Consider the following 14733-nt stretch of genomic DNA (forward strand, 5'->3'; position numbering starts at 1 on the left):
ACAGGCAGACAACGCAATACAGCTCAGGCCGCTAGCCGCCAGTCGGATAGCGGCCTGTTCTATTTTACAATGGACCTTTTCCAAGAACTCGCACAGCTCGGCATCACCGACCAACGAGTACTCGACGCGATGCGGCGAGTGCCCCGCGAGCAGTTTGTGCCCCCGTTTCTCCGCGATCGCGCTTACGAGAATCGACCGCTCCCTATCGGTAACGAGCAGACAATTTCTCAACCGCTGGTCGTTGCTGAAATGATTCAGCATGCCGTCCCCAGCACGGATGGGCGAGTGCTGGATGTCGGAACGGGCTCTGGGTATCAGGCCGCGATCCTGGCCGAGCTGTACGAGCGGGTTTACACCGTGGAGATTGTCGAGCCCCTGCAACGTGGGGCTCAAAAGGTGCTCGGCCAATTGGGCTACACGAACATCGAGTACCGCTTGGGCGACGGCTCTCAGGGTTGGCCCGAACACGCTCCGTACGACGCCATCGTCGTGGCCGCCGCTCCCCGTGCCATTCCGCCAGCATTCATCGAGCAGCTTGCCCCCGGCGGTAGGTTGGTGATCCCCGTCGGCACGGCCAGAAAGCAGCATCTCACGGTTGTTGAGAAACTGCAGGATGGATCGCTTCGCGAGATGAGGGTGGCGCCCGTGTCGTTTGTGCCGCTGGTGGATGGCGACCCAGGTTGATCCACCTTGCAAACTTTGCCCTTACGCCCGCCCCAGGAACTCGTGCGTCCGCGTGTCGACCTTAATCTTCTCGCCTTCCTTCAGGTACTCGGGCACCTGGATCGAGCAGCCGGTTTCCAGAGTGGCGGGTTTGGTGCGGCCGGTGGCGCTGTTGCCTTTGACGCCGGGGTCGGTTTGCGAGATGGTCAGCTCCACGGTGGCCGGCACCTGCAGGCCGACGCACTCGCCGTCGTAGATCAGGGCGATTAGGCCTTCGAGGCCTTCGGCGACGTACTTCATCTCGTTTTCGACGTCCGTCGCGGCGATGGAGTACTGGTTATAGTCTTCCGAGTCCAAGAGGTGCACTGATTCGGCATCAGTATACATCAGTGTGACTTCCCGTTTCTGGAAGTCGGCATCTTCCAGGTTGTCGGTGCCTTTGCAGACCAGGTCGGCCTTCTGCTTGGTGACCAGGTTGCGAGCGCGGAACTTGTACAGCGTGTTGCCACCCCGGGCCGAGGGGCTTTGCACGGTGACAGTTTCCAGAATGTGGGGGGCTTCGTTGTGCTTGAAAACGGTGCCGGTCTTGAGGTCTTTGGCGAGCATCTTTTTGTGGCGGGGGAAGGGCAGGAGGAAGGGGAAGTGCCGATCGGAAAAGCATACCAGGAGAACCCCGAAGTCGGGAAGCGAGGTCGCAGGGCAGGGCACTCGCACTCCGCTTTAGGCCATGATGTCGCCGCTCGCCGGGTCGAAAGCGATGCCACCGGTCAGCCGGGCCAGGGCATCGACTACCGTGATCAGACTGGCCGGGTCGAGGGCCTCGTCCAGCAGGCTTTCTTCGTCTTCCTCTTCGCCCAAGCCGTAATCATCGGGGCCTTCGGCCAGCCGCTCGAAATGCATGACGTCTAAGCGGGCATCGGCGCGGACCAATTGTGCCAGTTGGTCGCCATCGAGTTGCTTACGCAATTGCTTGGCGAGTTCGCCGCTCTGCTCGACTACGAGGTCGCCTGCTTCGTAGCTGATCTCCATCGCGGCGTTGTCCTCGGGCGCCTGGACCACGGCCGAGGTGAATAGTCCCTCGTCATTGGCCTCAAGGTTCGACACGCTGAGCCGACTGCTTGCTTCGGCGATGGCCGCTTCCACCTGCGCCAGCGTAGGCCGGTCGCTGGATGAGAACATGACGAAGTAAGTCTCGCGCCAGGCCAGCTGTTCACTCTTGTCTGACATAGTGAGTATCCTTTTCTCCGCTGTTACCAGTCTTCGTCGTCGTCGGGAATGCCTTCGCCACCTTGCCAGGTTTCGAGCTTGTTGAGCATACTGTCGCGCTCTTCCTGATTGGCCCAAACAGACTCGCCCTGCTCGAGGCGGATTTCGTAATATCCTTCGCGAATGCAATCCTCCTCGCCACAGAAGTGGGGAGTCGCTGCTACCCACATCACGCGGTACAGAGGGACTTGCTTGTCGTCGACCAGGCACATTATCGACATTGAGTTTGCTCCAAATTTGATCAGTAGTATCGAAGCGAGTCTGTTTTCGTCGGGGTGGCTATTGTTTTCCCAGTTCACAGGACCGGTTGGCGGCTGCCTTCACGGCGGCCACCACGGCTGCTCGCAGACCGCCCTGTTCCAGGGCCTCGAGCCCGGCGATGGTTGTACCGCCCGGGCTGGTCACGGCGTCGCGCAGGGCGGCCGGATGCTCGCCGGTCGAGGCCACCATCTGGGCCGAACCCAGCACGGTTTGCACTGCCAGTTGGTGAGCCACCTGGCGGGGCAAGCCCGCCAGCACGCCGCCATCGCTCATGGCCTCTATCATAGTATAAACAAACGCGGGGCCCGACCCCGACAACCCGGTAACTGCGTCCAACAGGTATTCGGGCAGCTCGATGGCGATGCCGACCGCCTCGAGCAGTTCCGACACGCACTTCAGGTCGTCAGCGGTGGCGTGGTTTCCGCCCGCGTAGCCACTGGCTCCGCGACCGACCAGACAGGGGGTATTGGGCATCACTCGCACCACCCGCGCCGAAGAGCCCAGCCCGGTTTCGAGTTTTACGAGTGGAACCCCAGCGGCAATCGACACGAACAGCGGAGTGCATTCTGCGGATTTCGGCAGATTGGCCAGTACCTTCGCCATCATCTGCGGTTTCACGGACAGCACTACGATCTCGCTCCCGGTTGACACCTTGGCGTTATCGGCATCCACCGTGCAGCCGGCCACTTGTTGCGCAAAGGCAGCTCGGCCCGCCTCGCTGGGATCGCTCGCGATAATCTCGTCCGCCGTGGCCAATTGGGCTTCCACCAACCCGGTGGCCAGGGCCGTCGCCATGCGGCCCGCACCGATAAAACCGTACTTGTACTTCGCCATCTTCGAAATTTTCCGCCTCGCAGTTCAGGGAAATTGGGACCGGCAGGGTTGCTAGCGTTGAGCCTAAACTCCCGCCACGCGGGGGGCAAGCTCGATGTGCCGTGCTAGCTGCCTGGGGAACCTCCAGAAGCTACTTCCTAAATGGTCTGGACGTGCGGGCACCAGCTTGCGAAACTCCCGCCGCTTGAGTTCTGACAGTATTTCCCCCGACCAGGAATCGGAGCAATGATCGTTTGCGATCTCTCGTTCAAATTTAGGCGTGGTTATCAACTGTTGGCCGTGGTGTTCGCGGTCGCACTCTCTTCGGCAGCGTGTGCCGAAGAAGGTGGCTGGCGGACGCTGTGGCCTTTTGGCAAGGACGCCCAGACCGCCGAGCAGGAAGAACAGTTGCCTAGCGGACTGGTGCTGGGCGATCCCGCGCTCGAAGCCGAACTCGGTGAAGCCGAGGCCGAGCAGGATAGCTGGATGGTCGAGTCGCCAATCGCTCGCGCTAGTTGGCCCGAAATCAAAATGCCGAAGTTGGAGTTCGCCTCGCCGTGGCGCAAAGAGAACGGCGAAGCGGGGTGGCTTGCCAAGCCCATCCACAAAGCTCGCGACGGCGCCCACAATGCGCTGGAGCGAACTCGCTCGGCGATGAACAACTCCATCGACAAAATGAAGGGCATGCTGCCAGGGGGGGACGATGGCTCGCTGGACGATTCTTCTCAGCTTGCGGCCGGATCCGACGAACCAGGATTCTTCTCGCGAATGTTTGGTCCGAAGGAAAGCGCACCAGTAGACGAGGGGGTGAGGATGGCCCAGGAAGGTGCTGAACTGCAGCGCTAAGGAAGTGGCCGAATAGCAGTAGCGCCGGTTGACCTTGTGGTCGCACCGACAGGCGTTGCGGACCGGGCCTGTGGATCGAAGTGCTACTCCTTTTCTCATCGTGGAGATCCCCATTTTGAACGCTCACTCTCGTTGTTTGATCGCTTTCTCGGCCGCCGTGCTAGTCAGTGCGTCGGGGTGTCACATGTATCGTGCTCCGGGCGCTATGTTGCCGAGCTTTGCCGCCGCGGCGGAAGATCGCTCGATCGAACAGCACGCTTCGACCAGCAGTTTCCCCTCGCCTGACGAAGTTGGGCTTAGCGATTCGGACGAAGAAGAGCAGGAGTGAGCACGCGTAGGACATCTTTCTATCGATAGGCTCCCACCGGGATGGCTTCGTCGTAATTCATCTACTTTGTCGCAAGCACCTACTCCCCTCGTCGCGACCCCTCACCATCCGCTAGACTGGACGGTTTGGCCGTTATCTCGGCAAGCGGATCTTTTCGGCTCGCGAACAAAGAGCTGGCTTGTTTCAACAGCAGCTCTTGGTGATCGCTAACCGAAAAGACTTGCTTGAAGGAATAATCCGCAACTGAGTTTCAGCGACGAAGGGTGCGTTCTCCTTGTTCATCTTGCTTGGCATCGTTGGCGGTTTCATCGCTCTCATCGGGGGGGGCGAACTGCTGGTGCGGGGCGCCTCGAACCTGGCAGCAGCTGCTCGCGTCTCGCCGCTGATTATTGGCCTCACCGTGGTGGCGTTCGGCACCAGCGCGCCGGAGCTGGCCGTTGCACTGCAATCGTGCTACGCCGGTAAGACCGGCCTGGCGGTCGGCAACGCGGTGGGCAGCAATATCTCCAACCTGCTATTGATCCTTGGAATTTCCGCGCTCGCGGCGCCGTTGGCGGTGAACGTGCGGATGTTCCGCATCGACATTCCCGCCATGATCGTCGCAGCGGTCTTGTTGTGGGTATTCGGCCTGAGTGGCTCGATCAGCCGCATCGAAGGCCTTTTCTGTTGCGTGTTGCTCGTCGCTTACTTCACCTTCACGATCCGTCAGGGACGCCGCGAATCGGCCGTGGCCACGAGCGAATCGCTCATCGCCGAGAGCGAGATCACCTACGATCCGCGTACCTCGACTTGGGGTGGCGTCGTGATGGACATTGTGAAACTAGTGATTGGGCTGGCCTTGCTGGTGGGGGGCGCCAATTTGCTGGTCGACGCCTGCGTGAAACTCGCTCAGGGATTTGGCGTTAGCGATCTGGTGATCGGGCTGACGGTCGTGGCAATCGGGACCTCGTTGCCCGAATTGGTCACGTCGCTCATGGCCAGCCTGCGGGGACAACGCGATCTGGCGGTCGGCAACGTGGTGGGCAGCAACATCCTGAACATCCTGCTAGTGTTGGGGCTGTCGGCCATGGTCGCGCCAACCGGCATTGCGGTCGACGCCCAGTCGATGCATTTCGATATCCCCTTTCTCATCGTGATCTCGTTGGCGGCAGTGCCGATCTTCTTCTCGGGGTTCGGCATTACTCGCATCGAGGGCGGCGCGATGCTATTGTATTACGTGGCGTACCTGGCCTACTTGGTGTGGCACGCCGGAAGACCCGCAGGTACGGTCACCCCCATCAGCGAATTGCTGATGTTCTTGGCGCCCATCGTGCCGCTGGTAGTGCTTGTGATTCTCTTTCGTCCCCGTAAGACGAGTTAACAAAATTCCCATTAACATAGACCGTTCCCCAGGAGCTCTCCGTCGATGAACAGTGTGCAACTCCGCCTGCAGATTATGATGTTCCTCCAGTTCTTCGTATGGGGGGCATGGTTCGTCATGGCCAGCCAGGTGCTTGGAGCGAACGGGCTCAATGACTTCGTTGCCGGCACATACAGCAGCGCACCGATCGCGGCAATGATTGCGCCACTGTTCCTGGGATTGATTGCGGATCGATTTTTCCCCTCCGAAAGGGTGATGGGCCTGCTCTTCTTGATTGGCGGCGGCCTCATGTTGCTTGTGCCAGGTTTAGCCGCAGCGAAGAATGGCAACTTGATGGTTTGGGTGTTTATCGGTCATATGCTTTGTTACATGCCGACACTGGGGTTAAGTAACACGATCGCCTTTAGCAATATCTCTGACCAAAACGAGTTTCCCAAAATTCGCGTATGGGGCACCATTGGCTGGATTGTTGCAGGATTGCTGGTTAGTTACCTCGGCTGGGATGCTTCCTTTAATATCTTCTGGTTGGCGGGGATTTCGTCCTTGGTGATGGGCGTCTTTAGCTTCACGCTGCCACACACGCCACCACCCGCCAAAGGCAAACCAGCCGACTTTCGCACGGTGTTTATGGTCGATGCGTTCAAGATGTTCGCGAACGTCCCGTTTGCCATCTTCATGCTTTGCTCAACTCTCATTTGCATCCCGCTGGCCTACTATTATCAACGTACACCGCAGCTATTGGCACAGCTTGGGTTTGATGCCGTGGCCGCGACCATGACGCTGGGACAGATGAGTGAAATCATCTTCATGATTCTCATTCCATTCTTCTTCCGCCGGCTGGGCGTTAAATGGATGATCATGGTTGGTATGGCTGCTTGGGTCTTGCGCTATGTGTTGTTCGCTTATGGTGCCCCCAACCAGATTATCTGGATGGCTCTGGTTGCTGTTGCTCTGCACGGTATCTGCTACGACTTCTTCTTCGTCACCGGGTTCATGTACACCGATCAGAAGGCTCCCAATGAAGTACGTGGGCAAGCGCAGAGTATGCTGGTGTTCTTCACGCAGGGCGTAGGTATGTTCTTTGGAGCGTGGATTGCTGGGGCCATGTTCAACAAGCAGATGACCAGCTACGAGACGCTCAACGAGGCCATCGCCGCCAACGAAACGCCCAAGTCGTTTGGCTTCTTCGAACAATTCACGCAGATGTTCACGGCCGAGCTCCCCACGGGCATCGACCCCGAACTGCTCTCTGAGACCATGAACCAGTGGAAATCCTATTGGCTGGTGCCCGCTGGCATGGCGGCTGCCATCCTGGTGCTGTTCGCCCTGACGTTCTTCGACCGCAAGGCCTCCGAGGAAGCCATCGAAGCGGTTGAGGAGGAGGGGGCTCACTAGCTCGCGGGAGTTTTGTCCCCGGTGGGGGACAGAATGATTCGTGGGCCCAAAACTCGCAGAGTATTGGGCCCGGGGCATGAAAAACGGACGTGTTTTGTAGGGTCTGGTGGGGCGCACCGGTCCAAAATCCATCGCGTTGTTCCCCGCATGGCAGCGGAGTTGTCTCAAAACTTCCTGGCGCTCGGAACCGTCCGACGGGCCAGCTTGATCCTTTGGCGGTTGATCGCAGTACGCCCTGACGTCGGTCGTCTCCAAGGCTTCGGAGGAAGCTGTCGAGACCGTCGACGAGCAGGAGGTAGCCGCTCCTGGCGGTATTGGTACAACCTGGAGGAACAACATTCATGGGCCCAAAACACCGAGGGTTTTGGTCACCCCCCCAGGTAGCGAGACCCCTTGTTTTGCAGGCTCAATGGATCACGTGGAGGGACAAAACCCGGTGAGTAGTTCCCCAACCTTCCAGCGAGCTGGCCCAAAACTCGCAGGCTGGACCAAAACCTCCGGCGGTCGCCGTCGTCCATTGAGCAGCCGAAGGCGGCCGCGCCCGGACGTCCCAAATAAAAAGTGCCCTGCGAGTCTCCCCATCGCGCAGCGGTAGCGCAGTCCAGTAGCCGAGCGTCCCGATCGACGCCATGCTTCACCTCCATTAGACCAGGCGAGTGAGCGGTGGCTACCGCGGTTTTCTTACCCCCGTGGTTTTGTGGACAGCACGTGGTTGACCAGCAAAAAACGCCGCGCCCCTTCGAGGGACGCGGCGTTGAGAATTAAGGAACTCGGGGGTCTACAGTTCGCTATCCAGGCCGAAGTCGGCGAAGATGTCGGCTGTTTCTTCCGCCTCTTCGCTGCTGCCGGTCGAGATCGTGGCGACCTCTTCGTCGCTGGAAGACTGAGCCAGCAGCAACAGCAGGTCGCCGTTGTCAGCCTCGAAAGTGGCTTCGTCGGCGAACACGTCATCCAGCAGGGCCGCTTCGGAAGTCTCGCTCGGTACCGAGGCCGACAGCGTGGTGAAGGCAGCCAGTGTGCCCGAGCCTTCAAACGGCAGGATCTCAATGGCAGAGACCATCGGGTTGCCTGTTTCGGCAAAGAAGTCGATGTCCAGCTCCGAGCTGCTGCTGACAATGAACGACCGCATGATACCCTTGTTACCAGCCATCCCGGCGGCAGCGTAGATGTCAAAGTCGTCCAGGACGAGTTGCTCTTCCACACTGACATCGAACACCCGCAGCCCCTCGCCAAAGGAGTTCGGGTCGATCTCGGCAAAGTAGAATCGGACCTCGTATTCTCCGATCCCCAGAGGAATATCGAATGCCAAATCGGCGTTTTCAGGATTGTCGAAACGACTTGTCTGGAAGATCGACGCCGGGGTGCCCGCGGGGAGCGAGGCGTCCGTGGTATCGATGGTCGCCGTGGTGGTGAGGACGTCCGAGTTGGCCTCGTTCAGACCAGCGTTCGAGAACTCGTGGGGATCGGCAGCAGTGTCGGCTTCCCAAGTGGGGTCGCCAGCGACGGCTTCCCCGCCCGCATTGATCCGCAGCAGGACGTTCTCAGCAACGATCACCTCTTCCTTCGTGAGCGTGGCACTGGCCACGGTGCTCCAAGCGCCATCGGAGTCGAGCGCCCGCACATAGATCGTGTGTTCGCCGATGGAAAGTCCATCGAACGTGGCAGCCGAAATAGTGGCCGTGACGCTTTCGTTGGCTTCGTCGAAGGTGCCGTCGCCGGCCGACATCGCAATGCCGGTGCCCTCGGCACCAATGGTGTCGATGAAATACTCCGCGGCGGTAATCGTACCGTCGGTATCATCGGCCGTGGCGGTGATGCTAATGGGGCCGCTGGTGGTCGACGCCGGCGACAGCAGTACTCCTGAGGCCGAAGGCGACTGGTTGGAGGATCCACCCGTGGTGCCGCCGATGATCTCGATGCCGGACACCTGCGGCGCCAATGCCCCGCGGAGGAGATTGATATCGAGATTGTCGTCGCTGGAGACAATCAGAGTTTCCACCACACCGGCGTAGCCGGCTCCGGCGGCTGCGAAGATGTCGTAGTTGTCGAGAACCACAACACCCTCGATCTCGACGTCGAAATTGCGAGTGCCTACGGAGAAGGCTCCCTCCCAGATTTCCGCGAAGTACAGACGCACCGTGTACTGTCCGGGAGTTACCGGGAAGTCGTACTCGATGTTGGTGCCGTTCGGTGGATCGGCCCGATTGGACTGGAACACGGACATCGGCGTGCCGGCCGGTATCGAGGCGTGGCTGGTGTCGATGGCCGTGTTGGTGGAGTTGGCGCGGGAATTGGAATCCGCATCGCCGCCGTTGCCGTAGATGGACGGAGAAGCCGCGGTGTCGACGCCCCAGACGGGATCGCCCGCCACTTCCTGACCACCGGCATTCACACGGTACAGCACCGTCTCCTCGCCAGTACCTAGTTTCGTGAACGTGGTGGTGGCCACGGTGCCCCACAGACCTTGGGCGTCCTGCGAGCGGACGTACAGCGTATGGGTGCCGACCGACAGTCCATCGAACAGCGACGCCGAAATCGCTCCGGTGAGGTCCTCCGCGGTTTCGTCGAACGCGCCGTCGGTGGCCGCCAGCGGTGTACCGGTGCCTTCGGCCCCCACGGTGTCGATAAAGTACTCTGCCGCGGCGACTACATCGGCCGAGTCGGTGGCCACAGCGGTTACCGTGATCGGACCCGACGTCGTTTCATCTGGAGAAGCGATAACGCTGGAAGTGGATGGAGCTTCATTGCCACCACTGCCGGTCGTGCTTCCCGGAGGTAGATCGTTGAGGGCCACCTTTACGACATTCGACAGATCGGTGGTCCGACCGTCCGGCTCTTCGATGACGGCCGTGAAGTAATTCAGGCCACCAGCTTCGAGCGTATCGCTCAGGGTCACTGGAATATCCACGTAGCCCGTCAGGCCGATGGTGGCTACCTCGTCGAAAACGTTGACGACTTTGTTGCCTTCGTAGGGGTCGATGTCGAATCCACCGCCCGGCACACCGTCCAGATGCAGTGCCACTTCGGTCTGCAACAACCGCACCGACGCCCCGGCGGGGCCGGTGACGCGGATGGTCTGCGAAGCCGAGGTTACGATGCCAGGTGTCGAAGCTCCCAGCAGGCTGATGATCGGTGCTGCCGTAATCGGGTCCTCGGTCATGACGACTTCGGAGTGCACCTTGTAGAAATCGACTCCCTCATCGAGCGCGAACAGTTGACCGGCCAGTTGAGTGTTGTCGTCGAAGGTGATGGTGATGGTCGCGCCGGCAATTTCCAAACCCGAGATGTCGGCGGCATTGGAAGGCCCCGGGGGAACGGAGCCCTGTACGCTCGTCGGGTCGACGTCCGTGCGGAAGGTGAATAGCTCGGCTGCATCGAAGTCGGAGAAGTTGATTTGTAGTTGGGCAAAACCTCCATCACGCGGCGACAGGAAACTGTGACTCAGTTGGCCGGTTTCCAGCACACCTTGTTGCGCGATCATGTCGATGCCGCGGGTGTCGCCTGCGGTACCGTTCGGATCGAACAACATATCGGGCATGAAGCTGGTGCTGAGGTCGATCAAGATCGAGGTTATCTGACTGCCGTTGGTCGAGTTGTTGTAAATGCGGAACGAGTCGTCACGGGCAGTGCTCGAGTTGTTGATGCTGCCGAAGGGGTAGGCTTCTACCTTGGCTGCGGCGTGGCCATCGCTGGGCGCATCGGAAACAACGCCCAGGTGATCCCACGTGACAGGCAGGCTGTCGCCCACGGCGTCGCGCGAAATGATGCCGGCGGCCATAGCGCCCGCCAGCCACGACGACGGAATGGCGATGGCCGCTCCCAGGTCGGTGCGCAGGCCATCATCGATGGCATAGCTCGCCTGCATCGTCATGGCGATCGGGTCGATGGTTAGCCAGAAGTCCACCGAACTGGGGCCAGGCAAGGTGAGGGCCTGGCTGGCCACCACCGTGTCTACGCCATCGAACTCGCTGACCACCTGAATCGCGCCGCCGCCCTCGCCGCTGAGCACGAGCTGCACAAAGTTGTCCTGGTCGCCAAGGCCGAGTGTCAGCCCCATTTCCTGCCCAGCCTGTGGCGTGTGGCCACCGAAGGGGGCCAGCACACGCGTCGTGGCGGCGAACGGAACCGTCTCGCCCGAAGCGTTGAAGCCGAATTGGAATCCCTGGAATTGGGTGTTCGCCGATCCCAGTGCGGTTCCCGCTCCGGCCGCGTCGACAGTAAAGACGCCGGCAGCGCCACCGGCGGTGACCGATTCGGCGTCGAACAGCAACTCGTAGTTGTCGACGCCGTTGCTCATCAGGCCGGTGAAGCCCATACCGAGAATACCGCCGAGGTCTTCGCCCTCGTTCTCCCAACTGTAAAACGTACCAACCGGTGTGGTCAGGCCATTGTCAGGATCGATGGCGAAATAGTCGACTTCGTCAAGGATGCTGTCATTATCGTCGTCGGGGTCGAGCAGATTCGAGAGGAAGTCGCCGTCGTAATCGGCTGGCACGTCCGCTGGATTGTCGGGATTGGTGTTGTTGGCCAATTCGTCGTCGTTCGAATAGCCGTCGCCGTCGCGATCGTCTTCCGTGCCGTTACTCGATTCCTGCGGTTCGAAGACGTAGACGGCGTTGGTGGCAATGTCGATCACCCAGATCGAACCGGTGTAGGGGCCGGCGGCGGGGGCAATCACGTCGAGTGGGCGGAAGCCAACATTGCTGAACAGGTCCTCGCTAAACTCGATGGCATCGCCAGCCGCATTCAGCTTGATGCGCTTAATCGTGTTGTCGAAACTGGCCGTAAGCAGATCGCCCTGCATGGCGCCGCCGAAGGTGCCGGCTCCGTAGACGGCCATGCCGTTTGTCGAATAGGGATAGACCACCAACGAACCATCATCGACACCTGGCTCTTGATAGTCCGACTCGATGGGATTGTTTTCAAATATCGGTGACTGAGGATTCGAAACATTGAACGTGTTGTTCATGTTCGAGCGCGTGGGATTGGGGTGACCACCGTAGTAACCCTCGCCTGTAATGTAGTGCAATCCGTCGCCGTGCGTTTCACTGTCGGCTTCATTCACATCGTTCGTGGCGTTGCCCTCGGGCCCTTCGTTGATGGGAAGGCCGCCCCAACCGGCGTTCGGGCCGTTGTCGATGCTGTACATGCGACCTTGTTCGTCGATGACAATATCGAACGGATTGCGTAGACCCGCGGCGTAAATCTGCACTGGGCCATTTGCTTCCAGGATGGCCTGGTTCTTGCCGTTGTTGCCACCAAACGGATCGGAGACGTCCACGCCAGGTTGGTCCTCGTCGTCGAGTGTTGGCAGGTCGTAGGTGGTCTCGCCAATGGCGGCCAGATCGACCGTCAGGATGGCGGCCGAGTAAGCGTACTCGGGCAGGAACGCAAAGTTGTTGGAGGGTGCTCCCATGTTGGTATTGCCACCCACGGTGACATACAGAATCGTGGGATCGTTGGGGTCGAGCACCATACCATTAATAGCGTGCTGTTCGTCCGAGCGAGGTAGGCCACGGACCAGATCCAGCTTCTCCCACGAACTGCCGTTATACGTGAGACGCGAGATGATGCTGGAGTTCGTATCGAGATTGGTGTCTTCGCCATCGTTGCCACCGCCGATGCGGGGATCGCTCGAGCCGACGTAGATCACGGGATTCTCCGCGGTGCCCACGACCAGAATGCCGGTGACCAATCGAGTCGTGATGTCGGGGCGGGGAGTCCCGTCGTCGTCGTGGTTGAGAATCGTTTGCAGCAGACTGATCGTCTCGGCCTGGACGACTTCGTAGTCGTTGGCGCCGTTTTGCACCACATCGTAGACGCGGATCAGGCCACTTTGCTGCGAAATGTACAGCCGGCCGTCGGGACCAAACTGCATGGAGGTCGGGCGGGACAGGCCCGTCGTGTTGCTGAGAACCGACTTCTGGAACGAGACCGGAACCTCTGTGACGCCTGCGCCCGAAAGTTGAATCTGCAGCGGCGACCCACTGTCGGAGTGAGGTATGGTGAGCGTTGCCCCGTCGGTAGCTTCAGCCGTGGGGCTGTAGGTTACCGTCAGCGTAGTCGCTTCCCCCGGGGCGAGCACAATCGGCGCCATCTGCGTGAACACGAACGAGAAGGGACCGGACTCAGGCGACAGCGTCGCCTGGGTCGGATCGATCGTGATGTCGGGTCCGCTCGAGGGATGATCGTTGGTCAGGGTGACCTGCATTATCGAAGTGTCGTCGACCAGCACCCCTCCAAAGTCGACTTCGGTCGTCGAAGGCAATAGTGTTCCGCTGGGGATCGCGACGATCTCGATACCAGCCACGGTGGGATTCTGCGTCACTCGCCCGAAGTCGATGTCCAGGTTGGCGTCGCTGCTGACCAGGTACGACTTCATCACCGCGGTAAGTTCACCAACATCGGCATAGATGTCGTAGTTGGGTTCGACCACGGCGTCCTCGATTGAAATATCGAAAACGCGTCCCCCTTCCACATAGGTGTCGGAGTAGACTTCTACAAAGTACAAACGAACCTCATAGATGCCGGGTGAGACATCGAAGTCCCACTCCATGTTGCCGCCCGACGGGTTGTCGAACCGCTGCGTTTGGAACAGCTCGGTTGGGGTTCCCACAGGCACCGAGGAATCGTAAGAGACGGTCTCGGTATTGGAGTTCGTGCCGGAATTGCCGTCGGTCTGTGCGTTGCTGTAGGGGGAGGGGTTGGCACTCGAGTCTTCAGTCCACACTGGGGTGCCGGCGAGTTCCGAGCCACCGGCATTGACGCGGTACAGGATGTTTTCATCCGTCGTCTCGGCGACACCGGTTCCGCTGAGAGCAATGTCGAGAGGCGAACCATCGCCATCGTGCGGAATGGACAGCGTGGCGGTATCGATGGCTTCAGCTGTGGGCGAGTACTGAATGGTGACCGTGGTCGACTGCCCGGCGGCCAGGACAATCGGCGTGCTCGCTTCGAACTGAAAGCTGAATGGGGTCGTGCTGGGAGTGAGCTCGGCCAGGGCCGGGTCGATAGTGATGTCGGGAGCGCCAGAGACACCATTGTTGGTGAGCGTGATAACCTGCTGAACGGTCTCGCCGAGAAGAGTATCGTCAAAGGCGACGGTGGTGCTGGAGGCAGCGAGGCTGCTCGACTGGTCATCCACCCACGGAATGATCTCGATGCCCTTGATGGAGGGGTTTTGGGAGACGCGTCCGAAGTCGATGTCCAGCACCGAGTCGCTAGTGACGGTGAACGATTCGACAATGCCCGTCAACGGGCCCGCTGCCGCGAACACATCGTAGTTGTCGAGAGCCAGGGCTCCCTCGATGCTCACGTCGAAGGCCCGCACGCCGGTTGAAAAGGCGCCGCTCCAGGTCTCGGCAAAGTACAGACGCACTTCGTAATCGCCTGGTGTTACGGGGAAATCCCACTCCATGTTGCCCGGGCCCGCCTTGTCGAACCGCTCGGTCTGGAACAGCTCCATGGGCGTGCCGGCCGGAATGGACGGACTGCTCGTGTCGATGGTGTTGCCGGTCGACGATACCGCGGTGTTACCGTCCACCAGGTAGCTGGCGGGGCTGGCGCCGGTGTCGGCCTGCCACACGGGGCTGGCCGCCAGTTCGCTGCCGCCGGCGTTGATGCGATATAGCGGGTTGCCTAGTACCGCCAGTAGCCGGCGGTCTTCCAGCGATTCGACTTGCAGGTTCCGCTGCCGGGTGCGGCGATTCTTTAGCTGCTTGAGCGAATTCTTGCGTTTCCGACTCTTCATCTTCTATTCTCCCCAGGTACTCCGCCGTTCGACGCGGCAAGAGGCAATTTC

Annotated in this window: 10 protein-coding genes; 5 read left to right on the forward strand and 5 right to left on the reverse strand. The window is 60.1% G+C overall.

Annotation, left to right across the window (positions count from 1 at the left end):
* The first annotated feature begins 69 nt into the window (after positions 1-69).
* On the forward strand, positions 70-684 hold the full coding sequence (locus NG895_RS26700) for a protein-L-isoaspartate(D-aspartate) O-methyltransferase (protein ID WP_252855619.1): 615 nt from the start codon (positions 70-72) through the stop codon (positions 682-684).
* Between the two features lie 21 nt (positions 685-705).
* Here the strand turns inward: NG895_RS26700 and NG895_RS26705 are convergent, their stop codons facing one another.
* The 4 genes from NG895_RS26705 to proC form a co-directional block, all read right to left on the reverse strand.
* On the reverse strand, positions 706-1269 hold the full coding sequence (locus tag NG895_RS26705; RefSeq protein ID WP_252855620.1) for an elongation factor P: 564 nt from the start codon (positions 1267-1269) through the stop codon (positions 706-708).
* A 114-nt stretch (positions 1270-1383) separates the two neighbouring features.
* Complete coding sequence (locus tag NG895_RS26710) at positions 1384-1890, reverse strand: hypothetical protein (protein ID WP_252855621.1); 507 nt, start codon at positions 1888-1890, stop codon at positions 1384-1386.
* 23 nt (positions 1891-1913) lie between these two features.
* Positions 1914-2150 (reverse strand): hypothetical protein, encoded by a 237-nt coding sequence (locus NG895_RS26715; protein WP_252855622.1) that lies wholly within the window; start codon positions 2148-2150, stop codon positions 1914-1916.
* 58 nt (positions 2151-2208) lie between these two features.
* Positions 2209-3024 carry a pyrroline-5-carboxylate reductase gene (gene proC / locus NG895_RS26720; protein ID WP_252855623.1) on the reverse strand — a complete coding sequence of 272 codons (816 nt, stop codon included), beginning with the start codon at positions 3022-3024 and terminating at the stop codon, positions 2209-2211.
* Between the two features lie 225 nt (positions 3025-3249).
* Between proC and NG895_RS26725 the strand changes: the two genes are divergently transcribed.
* The 4 genes from NG895_RS26725 to NG895_RS26740 all read left to right on the forward strand — a co-directional run bounded on the left by NG895_RS26725 (position 3250) and on the right by NG895_RS26740 (position 6932).
* On the forward strand, positions 3250-3849 hold the full coding sequence (locus tag NG895_RS26725; protein ID WP_252855624.1) for a hypothetical protein: 600 nt from the start codon (positions 3250-3252) through the stop codon (positions 3847-3849).
* Positions 3850-3964: 115 nt separating this feature from the next.
* Positions 3965-4177, forward strand: coding sequence for a hypothetical protein (locus NG895_RS26730; RefSeq protein WP_252855625.1), 213 nt, complete (start codon positions 3965-3967; stop codon positions 4175-4177).
* Between the two features lie 274 nt (positions 4178-4451).
* Positions 4452-5537 carry a calcium/sodium antiporter gene (locus tag NG895_RS26735; RefSeq protein WP_252855626.1) on the forward strand — a complete coding sequence of 362 codons (1086 nt, stop codon included), beginning with the start codon at positions 4452-4454 and terminating at the stop codon, positions 5535-5537.
* Positions 5538-5582: 45 nt separating this feature from the next.
* Complete coding sequence (locus NG895_RS26740; RefSeq protein ID WP_252855627.1) at positions 5583-6932, forward strand: MFS transporter; 1350 nt, start codon at positions 5583-5585, stop codon at positions 6930-6932.
* A 778-nt stretch (positions 6933-7710) separates the two neighbouring features.
* On the opposite strand, the gene NG895_RS26745 is transcribed toward NG895_RS26740, so the two are convergent.
* On the reverse strand, positions 7711-14682 hold the full coding sequence (locus NG895_RS26745; protein ID WP_252855628.1) for a malectin domain-containing carbohydrate-binding protein: 6972 nt from the start codon (positions 14680-14682) through the stop codon (positions 7711-7713).
* Positions 14683-14733 lie beyond the last annotated feature (51 nt).

Source organism: Aeoliella straminimaris (assembly GCF_024054565.1).
In the GTDB taxonomy this organism is placed as follows: domain Bacteria; phylum Planctomycetota; class Planctomycetia; order Pirellulales; family Lacipirellulaceae; genus Aeoliella; species Aeoliella straminimaris.

What these genes read in the sequence shown, in the direction of transcription:
- NG895_RS26700 (WP_252855619.1), top strand. Translation starts at nt 70, where the DNA reads ATGGACCTTTTCCAAGAACTCGCACAGCTCGGCATCACCGACCAACGA.
- NG895_RS26705 (WP_252855620.1), bottom strand. Translation starts at nt 1,269, where the DNA reads ATGCTCGCCAAAGACCTCAAGACCGGCACCGTTTTCAAGCACAACGAA.
- NG895_RS26710 (WP_252855621.1), bottom strand. Translation starts at nt 1,890, where the DNA reads ATGTCAGACAAGAGTGAACAGCTGGCCTGGCGCGAGACTTACTTCGTC.
- NG895_RS26715 (WP_252855622.1), bottom strand. Translation starts at nt 2,150, where the DNA reads ATGTCGATAATGTGCCTGGTCGACGACAAGCAAGTCCCTCTGTACCGC.
- proC (WP_252855623.1), bottom strand. Translation starts at nt 3,024, where the DNA reads ATGGCGAAGTACAAGTACGGTTTTATCGGTGCGGGCCGCATGGCGACG.
- NG895_RS26725 (WP_252855624.1), top strand. Translation starts at nt 3,250, where the DNA reads ATGATCGTTTGCGATCTCTCGTTCAAATTTAGGCGTGGTTATCAACTG.
- NG895_RS26740 (WP_252855627.1), top strand. Translation starts at nt 5,583, where the DNA reads ATGAACAGTGTGCAACTCCGCCTGCAGATTATGATGTTCCTCCAGTTC.
- NG895_RS26745 (WP_252855628.1), bottom strand. Translation starts at nt 14,682, where the DNA reads ATGAAGAGTCGGAAACGCAAGAATTCGCTCAAGCAGCTAAAGAATCGC.